Genomic DNA, 18,095 nt, shown 5'->3' on the forward strand with positions numbered 1-18,095 from the left:
CCATGTTTGCCATCGCCCGCTTTGAAGCGCGACAGCGGCTCAAGCTGCTGTCCACCTGGGTGTATTTCGCCATGTTCCTGGCGCTGGCCATGCTGTGGATGGCCGCCGCCGGCGGCGTCTTCAAGGAAGCGAGCATCAGTTTCGGCGGCAAGTTCCTGATCAACGCACCGCGCTCGCTGGCGTTTACGTGCAGCCTGCTGGGCTGCTTTGGCGCCGTGGTAGTGGCCGCCATGATGGGCCGCTCGGTGCAGCAGGATTTCGAATACGGCATGCAACATTTCTTCTTCAGCGCGCCGATCAAAAAATACCAGTATGTGTTCGGCCGCTTCCTGGGCGCCTACCTGGTGCTGGCGGTGGTGTTTTCCAGCATCGTCATCGGTGCGTGGCTGGGCGCCTGGCTACCCGGCATCGATGCGGAAAGGCTGGGACCGCAACGGGCGCTGGCCTACCTGATGCCGTATGTGTTTACCCTGCTACCCAACCTGTTCATCTTCGGCGCCATCTTCTTCGTCATCGCGGCCCTGACGCGGCGCATGCTGCCCGTCTACATCAGCTCGGTGGTCATGCTGATCGGCTACCTGGTGGCCCCGTCGCTGGCGCGCGACCTCGACTACAAGACCCTGGCCGCCCTGATCGATCCCTTCGGCACCACGGCGCTGATACGCCTGACGGAATACTGGCCGAATGCGGAGCGCAACACGCGCCTGGTGACCTTGGAGGGCGTGTACCTGCTGAACCGCGCCATCTGGTCCGGCTTCGCCCTGGTGGCCTTGCTGCTCGGTTACTGGCGCTTCCAGTTCCACGCCACGACGGACGCGGGCACCGGCAAGCGCCGCAGCGAGGGCGACGTGCCGCTGCGCCTGTCGAACGCTTCGCTGTCCACGCAGGAAACACCGGACTTCGCGCAGCGCAGCCTGGCCGCCCTGCTCGTCAAGATGAGCTGGCTGAACCTGCGCGAAACCATCAAGAACATCTATTTTGTCGTCATCGTGCTGGCCGGCGTGCTGACCATGTATGCGGGCGCGCTGGACATGGGCTCCCTCTACGGCACGAATACCTATCCGGTGACGGAAAAAGTGCTGGACATGGTCAGCGCCTCGTTTGCCCTGTTCATGCTGATCATTACCACCTTCTACGCGGGCGAACTGGTGTGGCGCGAACGGGAAGCGGGCACCAGTCTGATGCTCGACGCCCTGCCCGTGCCGAACTGGCTGCCCCTGCTGTCGAAACTGTTTGCGCTGATCGGCCTGCAAGCCTTGCTGAGCCTGGTCATCATGCTGTGCGGCATGTCGATCCAGGTCTTCAAGGGCTATTACCGGCTCGACCCCGGCCTGTATGTGGAATCGCTGTTCCTGTCGCACCTGCCGCATTACGCGCTGATCGCCGTGCTGGCCATCTTTTTGCAGGTGTTGATCAATCACAAGTACCTGGCATATTTTGCCATGATTCTGTACCACATCGCCAGCATCAGCTTTTCCTCGCTGGGCCTGGGTGACCCGCTGCTGCTGTACGGCAGCACGCCGGATTTCATCTATTCGGCCATGAACGGCGCCGGCCACTATCTGTTGCGCGAGCGCTGGTACTTGCTGTACTGGAGCGGCGCGGCCGTCATGCTGACGGTGCTGTCCCTGCTGTTCTGGCCCCGCGGCGCGCAGGACAGCTGGCGCATCCGATTGCGCCTGGCGCGCCACGGCCTGACGCACGGCGTACTGGCCAGCTTTGCCGGCGGCGCCCTGCTCTTCCTCGGCGCCGGCACGGTGCTGTTCTACGTCTTCCACGTGGCCAACGATTACAAGTCCGAATTCGCCCGCGATGCGGACCGCGCCAGTGCCGAGCGCCAGTACCGCAAGTTTGCCGCCACGCCGCAGCCGAGAATCACCGACGTGAAACTCGACGTGGCCATCTACCCGGCGCAGCGCACCCTGGCCGTCACGGGCCGCTATGTGCTGCAAAACAAGACCAGCCTGCCGATCAGCCACATTTTTGTGCAGCAAGACCCCACGTCTACCATGCGCCTGCGTTTTGATGCACGCGTGCATCCCGGCCTCGATGACGGCAAGCTGGGCTTTTACAGCTACCGCCTGGCCGCGCCGCTGGCGCCGGGCGCCACCCTGGGCCTCGATTTCGACATCCGCTACGCGCCGCGCGGCATCTTCGGCCTGGGCCAGGATACGCCCGTGGTGGCCAACGGCACTTTCTTCACGAATGCCGTGCTGCCGCACATCGGCTACCAGCCGCAGCAGGAATTGACGGACCCGCGCGACCGCAAGAAACACGGTTTGCCAGCGCGCGAACGGGCCTTGCCGCGCGATGATGCAAAGGGATTGGCCGACAATTACGTCAGCATTGACGCCGACCGCATCAACTTTGACGCCACCGTCAGCACCGTCGACGGCCAGACGGCCATCGCGCCAGGCATGCTGGACAACGACTGGATCGCCAAGGGCCGCCATTACTTCCATTACACGATGGAACAGCCGATCCTGAATTTTTACGCATTCCAGTCGGCCCGCTACGCCGTCAGGCACGAACGCTGGCAAGACGTGGCCATCGACGTGTATCACCACCCGGGCCATGAATACAACCTGGACCGATTCGTGCGCGGCAGCAAGGAAGCGCTCGATTACTACACGAAAAACTTCGGCCCTTACCAGCACAAGATCCTGCGCATCGTCGAGTTCCCCCGCTACGCCACCTTTGCGCAGTCGTTCCCGAACACCATCCCATATTCGGAAGGGCTGGGCTTCATCGCCAGGGTGGACGACAAGAATCCGAAAGACATCGACTATCCGCTGTATGTGACGGCACATGAAGTGGCGCACCAGTGGTGGGCGCATCAATTGGTGGGTGGCAATACACGGGGCGCTACCGTGCTCAGCGAAACCCTGGCCGAGTATTCGGCCCTGATGGTGATGAAGAAAACCGTGGGACCGGCCAAGATGCGCCGCTTCCTGCGCTATGACCTGAATCAATATCTGATGGGGCGCAGCGAAGAGCGCAAGAAGGAACTGCCGCTGGCCGAGAATGAAAACCAGGCGTATATCCACTACAACAAAGGCAGCCTGGCCATGTACTTGCTGCAAGACATCATCGGCGAAGACAAGGTCAACGGCGTGCTGCGCGAGCTGCTCAAGAACTATGGCCAGAAAGGCCCGCCGTATGCCAGCGTGACGGCACTGATTACCGGCTTGCGCCAGGTCACGCCGCCCGAGCAGGCTTACCTGATCGACGACCTGTTCGAGAAAATCGTGCTGTTCGACAACCGCGCCCTGTCGGCCACGGCCACCAAACGCAGCGATGGCAAGTACGCCGTCACCCTCAAGGTGCAGGCGGGAAAATTGACGGCCGGCGAACAGGGAGAGGAGCACGAGGCGCCCCTGCACGACTGGATCGAGATCGGCGTCGACGACGCGAATGGCCATCCGCTGCTGCGCGAACGCCTGCGCATGACGGCGCGCGAAGCGAGCTATACCGTTATCGTCGGCAGCCGGCCCGGCAAGGCGGGCATCGATCCCGACAACAAGCTGATCGACCGCAAGCCGGACGACAATATGGTCACCGTCGAGCTCGAAGAAGCGTGACCAAAGTGGCCGCCTGTTCCGGGCGGCCACTTTCGGTATCATTGGGTGTCAGACTGCGGCGCAGCGCGTCACCAGGCTCAGGCTGATGCCCATTTCCGTCAGGTGCTGCATGTCGGCCAGCGAGAGGTCGAGCGGCGCGTCAACGGTGTCGTCGCCATTCAATTCCAGCTGCAGCTCGGCCACGATGCGCGGCATGCTGAACGTGACGCCGCGCGAGCGGCATTCGGCCAGGTAACTGCGTATGCGCGAGGGCAACACCTGCGACTTGGGCGCTTGCGCGATCAGCACGTCGAAGCCGGAATCGAGATGCACGCGATTCGCGCCTTTCGCCTCGCCCTTGCGCCATTGCCGCTCGGGATCTGTGGGCAAGACTTCGAGAATGGAGTTGAGCGTGGGGTCGTCCCCATGCACCGACAGCTTCGCCATATTCATATTGCAAGACTTTCTAGTCAGGACGCCGCCAGGAAGACGGTGCGATCATCAGACCGACAAGTCTACGCATGGAAGGCAAATATGTCCATACGGCAATATTTGGCATCAAGCTCTAATTTGTGCTGCATCAAACAGGCGGAACAAGCTTGTTCCGCCTGCAACACGGCTTACAGGGTCACGCCACGCGCCTGCAGGGCGGCGCGCACGCCGGCGCCGTAGGCGGCATCGGCCCGGTCAAAGTGGCCCAGCTGACGCTGCAAGGTTTCCGGCCGCACCTGGCTCAACGGGCCGGCCAGGTTGTCGAACAGGTTCTGCTTCGCCTGGGCCGACATCAGACGGAACAGATTGCCGGCTTGCGTGTAATCGTCTTCCACGCCGCGTCCATCGTAGCGCGCCGCGCCGCCATCGAGCGCCAGCGCCCCCTCGCCATGGCCCAGGCCTTGCGGCTGCGTACCTGCCGCCACCACGTTCGCGTAATTCTGTGCCGCGCCGCCATTGTGGATCGCCATGCCGCCATCGCGCTGCTGGTTGTGGAACGGGCAGCGGGCCGCATTCACGGGCAGATGCTGGTGATTCGTGCCGACCCGGTACAGTTGGGCGTCGTGGTAGGCGAACAGCCGGCCTTGCAGCATCTTGTCCGGCGAATAGCCCATGCCCGGCACGGCGTTGGACGGCGAAAAGGCCGCTTGCTCGACTTCCGCGTGGTAATTGTCCGGGTTGCGGTTCAGCTCGAAAATACCCACCGGCAGCAAAGGGAAGTCCGCATGCGGCCACACTTTCGTCAGATCGAACGGGTTCCAGCCCGTGCGCTGCTCCCAGGCATCGAGTTGCTCCTGCGTCGCCACCTGCAGCTTGACTTCCCACTGGGGGAAATCACCGCGTTCGATGGCGCCGAACAGGTCGCGCTGGGCGTAGTCGGGGTCAGCGCCGGCCAGGCGGCCCGCTTCCGCCGCAGGTAAATTCCTGATGCCCTGGCGCGTCTTGAAGTGCCATTTCACGTACACGCGCTGGCCATCGTCATTGATCAGGCTATACGTGTGGCTGCCGAAGCCATCCATGTGGCGGTAGCCGTCCGGCGTGCCGCGGTCCGAAAACAGCATGGTGACCTGGTGCAGGCTTTCCGGCGCATGGCTCCAGAAGTCAAACATCATCTCGGCCGATTTCAAGTTGCTCTGCGGATCGCGCTTTTGCGTGTGGACGAAATCGGGGAACTTGATCGGGTCCTTGATGAAGAACATGGGCGTATTGTTGCCAACGAGGTCCCAATTGCCTTCTTCCGTATAGAAGCGCACGGCGAAACCGCGGGGGTCGCGTTCCGTGTCGGCACTGCCGCGTTCGCCGCCGACGGTGGAAAAGCGCGCGAAGGTCGCCGTCTGCTTGCCCACTTCACTGAACAGCCTGGCCTTGGTGTAGCGCGAAATGTCGTGCGTGACGGTAAAAGTGCCATAGGCGCCCGAGCCTTTGGCGTGCACCACGCGCTCGGGGATGCGCTCGCGGTTGAAATGCTGGAGTTTTTCGATCAGGTGGAAATCTTGCAGCAGCAGGGGGCCACGGGGACCGGCGCTGATGGAATTCTGGTTGTCGGCGACGGGAATGCCCGAGGCGGTACTGAATGGCGGCTGTTGGCGCATGGCGGCTTTTCCTTCGTTGTTGACTGATACAAGCAGTGTAGCGACGTCAACAACAAAGGAAAAGATAATTGATTTTATCGAATCGATAGCTATTTACAATGCACATCCTTGTGCATCGCACACGCCGCCCAGTTGCGCCTGCAACTTCGCCGGCTGGCCCAACATCTCCCCGATATCGATCGCGGACAGCTTGCCGCTGCCATCGTCGAGCACGAACGTGGGAAAGCCCTGCCCGCCCACCTGCGCCAGCAAGGCGCGGCTGGCATCGATGTGCTGCTGCGTGGTGGCGCCCGCCTGCTGCGCATACTCGGCCTGGAATGCCGTCCCATCCATGCCCAACTCTTGCGCCAGGGTCACCAGCACGGGCACATCGGCGATACGCAAGCCATCCACGTAATGGGCGCGCTGCACGCGCTGCAGCATGTCCAGGCCCTTGCCGGCCAACACTTCAGCCGCCAGGATGGCCGTGATCGGCGGTTCGGAATCCATCATGGCCGTGGTGTCGTTCAGCAAACCATTCATATAGGCGTCGCCGAAGGGCTGGCCCGACAATTGCTCGATGCGCCGGTCATGCGGCAGCACATAGCCGCGCCATTCAGGCGTGATCTGGCGGCGATTGCTGCCCGTCATCATGCCGCCGCCGTGAAACGCCACCGTCAGTCCCGGCACGGCGCGCGCCGCCTCGACCAGCGGTGCGGCGCCGTAGCACCAGCCGCACAGGGGATCGAAAACATAATGCAAAGTGGGCATGACGCGCTCCTTGTTGCCGCTTACCATTTCATTTCACCTTTGGCGACCTTGGCGCTGGTCTCCAATGCGCCATCGAGGCCCAGCTTCGGATAGCGCATTTTCATCGCCTCGATCAGGGCGGCCGAATTGGCAGCCTTGGCCGTTTCCGCTTCGAACGTCACCAGGTAGTCACGCGTAAAACCGATGCTGTCCGGCGTCAGGGGCGAACCGACCTTGAAGTGGCCGGGCACGACGGTGACGGGTTTCAGTGCGGCAATACCATCAAGCGTCTTGAGCCAGTCCTGGCGCGATTGCGGACTTTGCGTATCGGCCGTCCACACATGCAAATCGCCAAACAGCACCACGCCGCCGACGACGGCCTTGAGCGATGGAATCCACACATAGGTGCGCGCTGGCATCGGGCCGGCGATGTCCAGCGACTGGCCTTCCAGGGCGATGCGCTTGCCCGTCAACGCTTCGGGAATGACGATGCTTTTCGGCGCATTGTCTTTCAGGATAGGACCCCAGTAGGCGACCTTGGCATCGGCCTTGCGGCGGATTTCCGCAACCGTTTCCGGTGTGGCAACGATTTTCGCCTGCGGGAACGCTGCCTTGATCACATCGAGGCCAAAGTAAAAATCGGGATCGCTGTGGCTGATGTACACGGTCGTCAGTTTCTTGCCGCTGGCGCGTATTTTCTCCACCAGCTTTTGCGCTTCGGCGCGCGAAAACTGCGCATCGATCAGCACGGCGTCATGCTTGCCCGCGACCAGCACGGAAGCGACGGGAAAGATGGCCGCTTCGCCCGGGTTGAAGACTTCCAGGGTCAAGGGAGCGCTGGCGGCGGCCGAGGCGGCGCCGGCGGCAAACAGGGTGGAAACAAGAACGCTGCTGATGGATTTGGAGAACATGATGTGCCTTCACAAGATGATTGGGATGACTGCATCTTACGTTGCTCAATCCGGTAGAAAAACCCGTTAAAGCGCAATAGTTTGTTGCATAAATCGATCAAATCGTCGATGCCATCGTCCATTTCTCGGCCACTACGCGCAGCCATTGCCCCGCCAGCGCGCCATCCCACACGAGCAGAACCTATTCGCTGCAATCGACGCTACCGGCCAGCTCGACCTGCAACAAATCGTGCGCGCCCACGGCGAAGTCGGGCAGGTAGGCCAGCGCCCGAACACGGCAGCGGACGCGCATCGGCATGTCAAATGTGTCACAGCGTCATGAGGGCGTCACATTGGATTGTTATCTTGCTAGCTCTTTCAAACCTAGCCGGATGAACCACATGACACGCAGAAAAATTTCCGTCGCTGGCTGCAGCGTCGCCATCACCCTGATGCTGGCCGCCTGCGGCAGCGACGCCAAAAAAGAAGAGACAGTGGCTGAAGCCCCGCCGAAAAACGTCATCTTCTTCCTCGGCGACGGCATGGGCCTGACCACCATGACGGCCGCGCGCATCTATTCGGTGGGCGAAGACGGTGCGCTGACCATGGACACACTGCCGGAAACAGCCTTTGTAAAAACGTTCTCGAACGACGCGCAAGTGACGGACAGCGCGCCCTCGATGGCCGCCTACATGACGGGCGTCAAAATGAACAATGAAGTCATCTCGATGTCGGCCAATACAGTCGCCATCGATCCGGGCACGGATGCGAACGGCAACAAGCTGGTCAACAAATGCGGCAGCGGCAACGGCACACCCGCCACCACCTTGCTGGAACTGGCCAAGGCCAAGGGCTTTGCCGCCGGCGTCGTCAGCACGGCGCGCGTGACGCACGCCACGCCGGCCGCGACCTACGCGCACATCTGCCACCGCGACCTGGAAAACGATATCGCCGCGGCCCTGGTGCCTGGCGGTACGGGCTACAACAGCGCGCTGGGCACTGCCGGCCTGGACGTGGTCCTCGGTGGCGGCGCGCAATTTTTCAAACCGTTCAAGGATGGCGGCAAGCGTTCCGACGGGCGCGACCTGCTGGCCGAGCTGAAAGCGAAGAGCTACACGGTCGCCAATACGGGCGCCGACTTCAAGGCCGTCGATGCGGCCAAGACGGAGCGCCTGTTCGGCGTGTTTACTTCCAGCCACATGAGCTACGACCTGGACCGCGATGCCGCCAAGGAGCCGAGCCTGGCGGAAATGACCACCAAGGCCATGGACGTGCTGGCCAAGAACAAGAAGGGTTACTTCCTGATGGTCGAAGGCGGCCGCATCGACCATGCGCTGCATGAAACGACGGCCAAGAAAGCGCTGCAAGACACTGTCGCTTTTGACAACGCCATCAAGGCGGCCATCGAGAAAGCCAAGCTCACCGACCCGAACCTGGCCAATACGCTGATCGTCGTCACGGCCGACCATGACCACACCCTGGTGCTGAACGGCTACGCCAAGCGCACGGGCAAGACGGCTGCCGGCAATCCTGGCGTGCTGGGCGTGGTGAAGAACTACGTCACCGGCGCGGTCGAAAAAGACCTGGACGGTGCACCATATTCGATCATCGGCTTCGGCAATGGCGAAAACCGCACCCAGTCGAGCCGCGCCGCCATGGCCAGCCTCGATGAAACCGTCACCAGCGCCAACACCTATCACCAGGAAGCGGTGATACGCACCACGGCCGGCAATGAAACCCACGGCGGCACCGACGTCTTCCTGGGCGCCATCGGCAAGGGTTCGGAAACCTTCCTGGGCACCATCGACAACACCAAAGTATTCGGCCTGGTCAAGACCGCCGGCGGTCTGTAATCCCCAAGACATCAAAATTGGACAAGCACATGAAATTCACCTTGAAACCCGCATTGAAACTGTCGTTGCTGACCACGCTCGTGGCCGCCAGCGTTGCCAACGGCGCCTACGCCGCCGACGCCAAGAACGTCATCTTCTTCCTCGGCGACGGCATGGGCCCGTCCGTCGTGACGGCGGCGCGCATCTACCAGTACAAGGAAGACGGCAGCCTGACGATGGACACGCTGGAACGCACGGCGCGCATCAAGACGTTCTCGAACGATGCGCAAACGACGGACAGCGCGCCATCGATGGCTGCCTACATGACCGGCGTCAAGATGAACAATGAAGTCATCTCGATGGCGCAGGACACCATCGCCAAGGAACCCAGCCGCGACGCCAACGGCAACCTGGGCGTGGACAATTGCCCGGCCGGCGGCAAGAGCGTGCCGACCATCCTGGAACTGGCGAAAGCCAAGGGCAAGGCCGTGGGCGCCATCACCACCACGGAACTGACGCACGCCACACCGGCGACGACTTTCTCGCACATCTGCAACCGCAATGCGCAATACGCGATCGCGGCGCAAACGGCGCCAGGCGGCGCGGGCTACAACGCGGCCCTGGGCGACGGCGTCGACGTGCTGATGGGTGGTGGCCGCAACCACTTCACCCCATGGTCGGCAAGCAACAAGTATGGCCGCGCCGATGGCCGCAACCTGTTGACGGAATTTGCCGCCAAGGGCTACACCGTGGCCGCGACGAAAGCGGAAATGGCGGCAGCGCCTAGCGGCAAGAAATTCATCGGCCTGTACAGCACCCGCAGCCATCTGGAATATGAACTCGACCGCACGGCCACGCCACCACTGGGCGAGGGCGCGACCCAGCCTAGCCTGTCGGAAATGACGCTGAAAGCCATCGACTTGCTGTCGAAAAACGCCAACGGCTACTTCCTGATGGTCGAAGGCGGCCGCATCGACCACGCCTTGCATGGCATCAACGCCAAGCGCGCGCTGACGGACACCATCGCCTTCGATGACGCCGTCAAGGCGGCCATCGGCAAGATCAGGGAAACCGATCCGAAACTGGAAAATACCCTGATCGTCGTCACGGCCGACCATGACCACACCCTGGCCTTCAACGGTTACGGCAAGCGCGGCAACCCTATCCTCGACATCAACCGCGGCTACAAGGATAACCAGCCGAGCAAGGATGCCGATGGCAATACCTACACCACCCTGGTGTTCGGCAACGGCCCGAACCGCCCTGCCCTGCGCAGCAACGTCGACAGCGCCACGGCCCTGAAAGACAACTACCTGCAAGAAACAGGCGTGCGCCTGGCCAGCGAAACCCACGGCGGCGGCGACGTCAAGCTGCTGGCCACGGGCGCTGGCGCGAAGACCTTCAAGGGCACCCTGGACAACACCAAGGTGTTTGACTTGCTGAAAGCGGCCTTCGGCTTCTGATCCACATCAATACGGTAACCCCACCGGGGCGGATGGCGCAGGCCCTCCGCCCCTCTGCACGTAAAGGCAACACCATGAAATCGTCCCTGATCGCCGTCCTCCTCGCCGCCGGCTTTGCCGCCAGCGCGCAAGCCGCCCCCGCTGCCCCTGCCGACCTGGACCTGGGCATCACCTATTACAGCCGCGTCCTGACGCCGGAAGGCGTGACGCGCGAGAGCCGCTACGAAGAGAAGATGTTGCGCCGCCCCGGCCACGTGTGGGTCGAGCGCGTGCTGGCGCCGTCGACAGACGCGCATGCGGGCCACAAGCATGGTGACAACACCAAGGTGGCACTGAAGACGTCAACCGCGGCCACGCAGCATGAGCACAAGCACTTCAATCCCGTGCTGATCCCCCGCCACGTGATGCTGGAAAAGAATACCGTGCGCGTGGAATACATCGATGCGCATGACAAGGTGGTGGTGGCGATCCCGAAAGCGGAGTACGAAAACGTCAATTTCGACGGCTCCTGGGATAACAGTTTTTATCTGCTGGACCCGAAACTGGTGGCCGCCATGCCCCTGTCGAAACAGGCGTCAAACGTGACGGGCGCGCGCTGGCGCGAAGTGGAAAAGAATGGCGTGTTCCAGCGCATCCTGTGGGATGAGCAAAAGCAGATTCCCCTGATCATCGAGAGCGGCGACCGCGCGAATACCTTTTATCGCCGGGTCGACGTCAAGCTGCAGCCCACCGTCAGCAAGGCGCAGCCGTGGGCCAACTTGCAGAACTACGCACAGCGCGAGTATTCCGACTACCTGGACTAATCTAGCCTCGGGATGTAAAAAAGCCAGGGAGCGATCCCTGGCTTTTGTCTGCCTGTCTGGCTGGCGCCGGATTACTCCGCCGCTGCCGCTTTCTTCGCCGGCGCCTTCTTGGCGGCCGGCTTTTTCACGGCCGCCGCTTTCTTGGCCGGCGCTTTTTTGACGGCTGCCGCTTTCTTGACGGCCGTTTTCTTCGCTGGCGCCGCGCCTTCTTCGCCTTCGACCTCGCTCGCTGCCGCTTTGGTCTTGGCTACCGCCTTGGCGCCAGGCTTGGCCTTGCGCTCTTCAAACTCGAAGCTCACCTTGCCATCCTTGCCGCGCACGAGGAAAGCCTTGAACGGGCGACGGGTACGCTGGGAAACAAAGCCCGGCAGCAAGTCCGTCTTGCCATCGTTGAGCAGTTTCGCCATTTGTTCCGGCAAGATTTCCTGCTGCAAGATGATGCGGCCGCTGCGGAAGTCGCATGTCTTCGGCTTGGCCATGCTGTGTTCGCACACATAGGCCAGGCCCATTTCATACACGCCGGCATTGCACTTGGGGCACGGTCCCACAGGCGTCTGGCCCGTGAAATCGACGCCTTCGCCATCTTCGCTCTCGTCGTTCTGGCCGAAATCGAATTCCAGCTTGGAATTCTTGATCTCTTCATCGCGCACGATGCGCAAGATGGCGGCGAACGGACGGCCCATCTTCGAGCGGAAACCTTGCAGCGGGCCGATGGTGCGGTCCTTCAGCAATTGTTCCACTTCGGCGATTTCGAACTGGCGCGAACCGGGCGTCTTGCTCATCGAAAATTCGCACTTGGTGCAGGCGAAACGACGGTAGTTTTCCTTCACCACGCCGCTGCAATTCGGGCAGGGCGTTACCAAAGTCGCGTAGTCGCCGGGGATGGTGTCGTTGTCGTATTCCTTGGCGCGCTTGACGATGATTTGCGTCATCTGCGCGATTTCGCGCATGAATTCCTCGCGCGAAATCTTGCCTTTTTCCATCTGCGACAGCTTGTATTCCCACTCGCCCGTCAGCTCCGGCGCCGTCAATTCGTTGACGCCCAGGCCTTTGAGCAAAGTCATCAGCTGCGACGCCTTGGCCGTTGGAATCAGTTCGCGGCCCTCGCGGATCAGGTAGCGTTCCGTCAGCAAGCCCTCGATGGTGGCCGCGCGCGTGGCTGGCGTACCGAGACCCTTGCCGGCCATCGCATCGCGCAACTCGTCGTCGTCGATCAGCTTGCCGGCGCCTTCCATGGCCGACAGCAAGGTTGCCTCCGTGAAGCGCGCAGGCGGCTTGGTGACCAGGCCGTTGGCGTTGACGCTTTCCGTCTGTACTTTTTCACCCTTGGCCACTGGCACCAGGTTGCCGTTGCCATTGCTTTCCTTGTCCGCGTCCGTCGATGCTTCCTTGCCGTAGATGGCCAGCCAGCCCGGATTGGTCATGACCTTGCCTTCAGTCTTGAACTGATGGCCGGACACTTCCGTGTAGCGCGTGGTGACCTGGAATTCCGCAGGCGGGAAGAACACGGCCATGAAGCGGCGCGTGACCAGGTCGTACAACTTCTGTTCCGGCTCGGACAAATTCTTTGGCGCGATCGTCGTCGGGATGATCGCGAAGTGATCCGAGATCTTGGTATTGTCGAAGATGCGCTTGTTCGGCTTGACCCAGCCCTTGTCGATGATCTGCTTGGCGAACTGGTGGTAGTTGCTGTTTTCCTTGACCGTTTCCAGCGCCTGCAGCACGGTCGGCATGTAGTCTTCCGGCAGGTGGCGCGAATCGGTACGCGGGTAGGTCAATACCTTGTGCTTTTCATACAGTGCCTGGGCCAGGCCCAGGGTGTTCTTGGCCGAGAAGCCGAAACGCGAGTTCGCTTCGCGCTGCAGGCTGGTCAGGTCGAACAGGCCCGGCGCCATCGAGGTGGTCGGTTTCGATTCTTCCGTGACGATGCCTTGGCGGCCGCGGCAGGCGGTGGCGATCGAGTCGGCAGCCGTCTTGCTCCACAGGCGCTCGGCGCGCTTCTCGGGATCGTTCTCGTCCTTCTTGAACTTCGTGTCGAGCCAGCGGCCTTCATAGATGCCGGCCGCGCAAACGAATTCGGCGCGCACTTCCCAGAAGTCGCGCGGCACGAATTTTTTAATCTTGTCTTCGCGTTCGACGACGATGGACAGGGTCGGCGTCTGCACGCGGCCCACGGTGGTCAGGTAGAAGCCACCTTCCTTCGAATTAAACGCCGTCATGGCGCGCGTGCCATTGATGCCGATCAACCAATCGGCTTCCGAACGGCAGCGGGCAGCGTCCGCCAGCGGCAGCATTTCTTCGTCGCTGCGCAGGTGCGAGAAACCGTCGCGGATGGCGCCCGGCGTCATCGATTGCAGCCACAGGCGCTTGACCGGTTGCTTGGCCTTGGCGTTTTGCGCGATCAGGCGGAAAATCAGCTCGCCTTCGCGCCCGGCATCGCATGCGTTGATGAGGGTGGTAACGTCTTTGCGTTTGATCAGCTTGTTTAATACTTTGAGGCGCGCTTCCGTCTTGGCGATCGGGTTCAGCGCGAAATACGGTGGAATCATCGGCAAGTGCGCGAAACTCCATTTGCCGCGCTTCACGTCGAATTCTTCCGGTACGGCGATCTCCAGCAAGTGGCCAACCGCCGACGACAGGACGTATTCATCCGATTCAAAGTACTCATCGTGCTTGGTGAAGCCGCCAAGCGTCTTCGCGATATCGTTCGCGACAGAAGGCTTCTCGGCGATGATGAGGGTTTTTGTCATATTTTTTAGTCTCGAAAAATGCTCTAGGATAGTTTCAGCATGCGCATCATACAGTGCATTGCCAGGCGCCGACGCTTTTGTCTGCGCAAGGCCTTGTGACTTGTGGTCTTGTCAAGCGGCCAATGATAAGCGCCTATTGAAGAATTCGGCAAGTTATCTGCAAGCAAGAATGCGCCAGCGCAAACACAATGGGCTGGCGGGCGCGGTGCCGCAGCATATGGCAAGGAAGATGGCGCAGCAGCAGCGCCAGGTGCGCCCCGGGGCGGTTATATATACTAGTGGAGCAGGCGCGGCGGGAGATCTTCGTCGTCGACAAATAAGTCGTCGAACATCAGGGCATCCGGTTCCTTGCCCTGGCTCCACAGCAGCATCAGCACGATGACTTTCAGCTTGCCCAGCGACACGGGTGCCTCGTCGAGCGCCAGCGCCCGTTCGATGACGATTTCGCGCTGCAGCGGCGAGAGCACCTTGGCGCTTTCCAGGAACTGGATGAAGCCAATGGCAGCCGTGCCCAGCACGTCGCTTTCCTGCTGCACATAGAAACGTGTGCCCGTGGAACTGGCCGTCAGGATTTGCTCGACGCCAGCCATGGCGTTCAAGTCGGTCAGCCAGACGAGCGCTTCGGAAATCTCCACGTCGTCGAAACCGACGGCCGACAGCTTGCGCGCCAGGACTGCCGGCTCGGGGCAGGCATCGGGGCGATAGTAAGTCTCGTAGAGGTATACCAGGATATCGAACATGGCTCTACTCTAGCAGCTAAGTTCGCTAAGACACAAGGGTGTGCACCGACAAAGCGCGCCCGTGCGGCAAGGCAGCCACACAAGTGACAAGCTGTCATTTACAGCGTTGAAACAGTCCTCCCGGCAAGCGCTCCACCCGGCCCGCCAGCTCCAGCGCCAGCAAGTCGCCCATCAGCGCACTCATGGCCAGGCCGCTGCGCGCGGCCAGAGTGTCGGCATCGACGGGGTCGTGGCCCAGCGCGGCCAGCAGCGGCGTCTCGTCTTCCAGCGCTGGCGGCGCCGTGGGGATGCCGCCCAGCCACTGCAGCTCTTGCAGCACGTCATCGGCCGACTCGACCAGCTTGGCGCCCTGCTTGATCAATGCATGGCAGCCCTTGGCCAGCGTGGCGTGGATGGAGCCGGGCAAGGCATACACGTCGCGCCCCTGCTCGCCGGCCAGGCGCGCCGTGATCAATGAACCCGATTGCGCGGCCGCCTCGATCACCAGTACGCCGCGCGCCAGGCCGCTGATCAGGCGGTTGCGACGCGGAAAGTTACTCGGCATGGCGGGCAGCCCCAGCGCATACTCGCTGACAATGCAACCCTGTTCGGCAATTCTTTGCGACAGATCAAGGTTGCGTCGCGGATACACCAGATCGGCGCCCGTGCCGATCACGGCCACGGTCGCGCCCGCGCCGCGCAAGCCGCCCTCGTGCGCGTGCGTGTCGATGCCCAGCGCCAGCCCGGAGATGATACTCAGGCCTGCCGCGCTGAGGGCCTGTGCAAAGGCGGCCGCATTCTGCATGCCTTGCACGCTGGCATTGCGGCTGCCGATGATGGCCACGCCGGGACGCGACAGCAGTTCCGCCCGCCCCCGCACATATAACAAGAGCGGCGGATCGGCGATTTCCAGCAGCAGGGGCGGATACCCGGCATCGGCCAGGGTCAGCACGGCGTTGCCGGGGCGCTGCAGCCACTGCAGGGTGAGTTCGAGCTGGCTGTTGGCCACCGGCTTGGGCAGCTGCACGATGGCGCGCGCCACGCTGGCCGACACCACTTCGCGCAGGGCTTCGAATGATGCGGCGAAGATGGCCGGCGGCAAGCCGAAGCGGGCCAGCAAGGCGCGCGCCGCCACCGGCCCCACGCCGGGCAGATGCTGCAGGCGCAGCCAGCCCGCCAGTTCCGTGGCCGTGTCTGTCATCGTTGCTAGTGCATGCATGACAACCTCGCTGTGTACTGTGCCCTCCCATGCTAGCGCCATGGCGCGCACGCGATACCGATGCGCGCAAGGATGCGTGCGATGGCCGTGCAAAACGGCCCGTCATCCACAGGAGCATGGGCGTCTGTGATAAAATTTCCCTTTGCAGCAAACGAATAGCGCACTGGCAAACGCATCAGCCGCGCCGTTGTGCCATACCCGCTCAAGGCGTACCCAATACAAATAGCCCTGCCATCGTTCGCATGGCCCAGGCATGAATAATCCGGCGCACCGGCGCCCACCTTAACCAGTCGAATCCGTATGTCCATATTAAATATCCTGCGTTACCCCGATCCTCGCCTGCACACGATCGCCAAGCCCGTCACCGAATTTGACGCGCGCCTGCAAACCCTGATCGACGACATGGCCGAAACCATGTATGACGCCCCTGGCGTCGGCCTGGCCGCGTCGCAAGTGGACGCGCATATCCAGATGATGGTGATCGACACCACCGAAGAAAAAAACCAGCTGCAAGTGTTCGTCAACCCGGAAATCACCTGGGCCAGCGAGGAAAAGCAGGTCTATGACGAAGGCTGTTTGTCCGTGCCTGGCGTCTACGATGGCGTCGAGCGCCCGGCCCGCATCAAGGTGCGCGCCCTGGATCGCCACGGCAAGCAGTTCGAACTGGAAGCCGATGGCTTGCTGGCCGTCTGCATTCAGCATGAGATGGATCACTTGCTGGGCAAGGTATTCGTCGAATATCTGTCGCCGCTCAAGCGCAACCGCATCAAGACCAAGATGATCAAGGAAGTCCGCGGTCTCGAGCGCGAAGCAAGCTTGCGCGCACAGAATCGCCGTTTCTAAGCCACTCCTGATAGACTAAGCAACAGTAGTCGTTACACCATGCCAGCCTGGCGCCCTCCGGCGCGGGCCTGCGCACCTCACGTCAAGGAAGCATATGAAAGTGATCTTCGCAGGCACGCCTGAATTTGCCGCCACGGCCCTGAAAGACTTGCACGAAGCGGGATTCGAGATTCCGCTGGTGCTGACCCAACCCGACCGCCCTGCCGGACGCGGCATGCAATTGCACGCCTCGGCCGTCAAGCAGTATGCGCAGCAGCATGGCATCGACGTGCTGCAGCCGCTGTCCTTGCGCATGGACAGCAAGGACCCGCAGCGCGCCGCCGAAGCAAAAGCGGCCCACGAACGCCTGCTGGCCACGGACTACGACGTGATGGTGGTGGCGGCCTACGGCTTGATCTTGCCGCGCAGCACGCTCGACATCAAACCCTGCATCAATATCCACGGTTCATTGCTGCCGCGCTGGCGCGGCGCCGCCCCTATCCACCGCGCCATCGAAGCCGGCGACGATGAAACGGGCGTGACCATCATGCAGATGGAAGAAGGCCTCGATACGGGCCCCATGCTGGCCATCGAGCGCACGCCCATCGAAGCGGGCGATTCCACCGCCACCCTGCACGACAAGCTGGCCACCCTGGGCGGCAAGATGATCGTCGAGACCCTGCGCAAGATGCAGCAGCAGCCGCTCGAAGCCGTGCCGCAGCCGGAAGCGGGCGTCACCTACGCGGCAAAGATCGCCAAGGAAGAGGCGGCGCTCGATTTCAGCTTGCCGGCACTGGAACTGGGCCTGAAAATCCGCGCCTTCAATCCGTTTCCCGGCGCCTGCGGCCAGGTTGATGGCACCACCATCAAGATCTGGGCCGCCGAGGTAATTGAAGCGGACAGCAAGGAAGCGCCAGGCCAGGTACTGGCGGCCGACGCCCAGCACGGCATCGTCGTGGCCTGCGGCAATGGATCGCTGCGCCTGACGGAACTGCAAAAACCGGGCGGCAAGCGCCTGGCTGCGGCCGAGTTCATCAAGGGCTTCCCCCTCGAAGGCAAGCGCTTCGGCTAAGCGCACCGGACCGCACCGCGCCGTCATCTCGACGGCATCGAGTAGGGGGCTGAGTTACCTCAGCCGCCCTCTCACACCACCGTACGTGCGGTTCCGCATACGGCGGTTCATTAAACACGCTGGAAGCGTCGCTGAGTATTCAGCAACGAAAC

13 protein-coding genes are annotated in these 18,095 nt (G+C 62.0%); 6 read left to right on the forward strand and 7 right to left on the reverse strand.

What is annotated here, in order from left to right; genetic code table 11:
- Positions 1 to 2 precede the first annotated feature (2 nt).
- Positions 3 to 3,581 (forward strand): ABC transporter permease/M1 family aminopeptidase, encoded by a 3,579-nt coding sequence (locus tag ACQ4WS_RS18000; protein ID WP_436478440.1) that lies wholly within the window; start codon positions 3 to 5, stop codon positions 3,579 to 3,581.
- Positions 3,582 to 3,629: 48 nt separating this feature from the next.
- On the opposite strand, the gene ACQ4WS_RS18005 is transcribed toward ACQ4WS_RS18000, so the two are convergent.
- The 4 genes from ACQ4WS_RS18005 to ACQ4WS_RS18020 all read right to left on the reverse strand — a co-directional run bounded on the left by ACQ4WS_RS18005 (position 3,630) and on the right by ACQ4WS_RS18020 (position 7,284).
- The gene (locus ACQ4WS_RS18005) at positions 3,630 to 4,013 is read right to left on the reverse strand and encodes a hypothetical protein (RefSeq protein ID WP_436478442.1); all 384 of its coding nucleotides are present in this window, start codon (positions 4,011 to 4,013) and stop codon (positions 3,630 to 3,632) included.
- Between the two features lie 167 nt (positions 4,014 to 4,180).
- On the reverse strand, positions 4,181 to 5,644 hold the full coding sequence (locus tag ACQ4WS_RS18010; RefSeq protein WP_436478444.1) for a catalase: 1,464 nt from the start codon (positions 5,642 to 5,644) through the stop codon (positions 4,181 to 4,183).
- 93 nt (positions 5,645 to 5,737) lie between these two features.
- Positions 5,738 to 6,394: a DsbA family protein gene (locus tag ACQ4WS_RS18015; RefSeq protein ID WP_436478446.1), complete on the reverse strand. Its 657-nt coding sequence runs from the start codon at positions 6,392 to 6,394 to the stop codon at positions 5,738 to 5,740.
- Between the two features lie 20 nt (positions 6,395 to 6,414).
- Positions 6,415 to 7,284, reverse strand: a complete 870-nt coding sequence (locus ACQ4WS_RS18020; RefSeq protein WP_436478448.1) for an MBL fold metallo-hydrolase — start codon at positions 7,282 to 7,284, stop codon at positions 6,415 to 6,417.
- Between the two features lie 380 nt (positions 7,285 to 7,664).
- Here ACQ4WS_RS18020 and ACQ4WS_RS18025 point away from each other — a divergent pair, with 380 nt between their 5' ends.
- The 3 genes from ACQ4WS_RS18025 to ACQ4WS_RS18035 all read left to right on the forward strand — a co-directional run bounded on the left by ACQ4WS_RS18025 (position 7,665) and on the right by ACQ4WS_RS18035 (position 11,361).
- Positions 7,665 to 9,116, forward strand: coding sequence for an alkaline phosphatase (locus ACQ4WS_RS18025; protein ID WP_436478450.1), 1,452 nt, complete (start codon positions 7,665 to 7,667; stop codon positions 9,114 to 9,116).
- 29 nt (positions 9,117 to 9,145) lie between these two features.
- Positions 9,146 to 10,558 carry an alkaline phosphatase gene (locus tag ACQ4WS_RS18030; protein WP_436478452.1) on the forward strand — a complete coding sequence of 471 codons (1,413 nt, stop codon included), beginning with the start codon at positions 9,146 to 9,148 and terminating at the stop codon, positions 10,556 to 10,558.
- A gap of 74 nt (positions 10,559 to 10,632) precedes the next feature.
- The gene (locus ACQ4WS_RS18035) at positions 10,633 to 11,361 is read left to right on the forward strand and encodes a hypothetical protein (RefSeq protein WP_436478454.1); all 729 of its coding nucleotides are present in this window, start codon (positions 10,633 to 10,635) and stop codon (positions 11,359 to 11,361) included.
- Between the two features lie 71 nt (positions 11,362 to 11,432).
- Here the strand turns inward: ACQ4WS_RS18035 and ACQ4WS_RS18040 are convergent, their stop codons facing one another.
- The 3 genes from ACQ4WS_RS18040 to dprA form a co-directional block, all read right to left on the reverse strand.
- Positions 11,433 to 14,111 carry a DNA topoisomerase III gene (locus ACQ4WS_RS18040; protein WP_436478456.1) on the reverse strand — a complete coding sequence of 893 codons (2,679 nt, stop codon included), beginning with the start codon at positions 14,109 to 14,111 and terminating at the stop codon, positions 11,433 to 11,435.
- Between the two features lie 275 nt (positions 14,112 to 14,386).
- Positions 14,387 to 14,851, reverse strand: a complete 465-nt coding sequence (locus ACQ4WS_RS18045) for a Smg family protein (protein ID WP_046683463.1) — start codon at positions 14,849 to 14,851, stop codon at positions 14,387 to 14,389.
- A 94-nt stretch (positions 14,852 to 14,945) separates the two neighbouring features.
- On the reverse strand, positions 14,946 to 16,049 hold the full coding sequence (dprA, locus tag ACQ4WS_RS18050; protein WP_436478459.1) for a DNA-processing protein DprA: 1,104 nt from the start codon (positions 16,047 to 16,049) through the stop codon (positions 14,946 to 14,948).
- Between the two features lie 300 nt (positions 16,050 to 16,349).
- Between dprA and def the strand changes: the two genes are divergently transcribed.
- Positions 16,350 to 16,892, forward strand: coding sequence for a peptide deformylase (gene def / locus ACQ4WS_RS18055; protein ID WP_436478461.1), 543 nt, complete (start codon positions 16,350 to 16,352; stop codon positions 16,890 to 16,892).
- Between the two features lie 94 nt (positions 16,893 to 16,986).
- Entirely contained in the window at positions 16,987 to 17,943 is a 957-nt protein-coding gene (gene fmt, locus ACQ4WS_RS18060) for a methionyl-tRNA formyltransferase (RefSeq protein WP_436478463.1), read from the forward strand.
- Positions 17,944 to 18,095: the final 152 nt, after the last annotated feature.

It is taken from the genome of Janthinobacterium leeuwenhoeki (genome assembly GCF_051380795.1).
Taxonomy (GTDB): Bacteria; Pseudomonadota; Gammaproteobacteria; order Burkholderiales; family Burkholderiaceae_D; genus Janthinobacterium.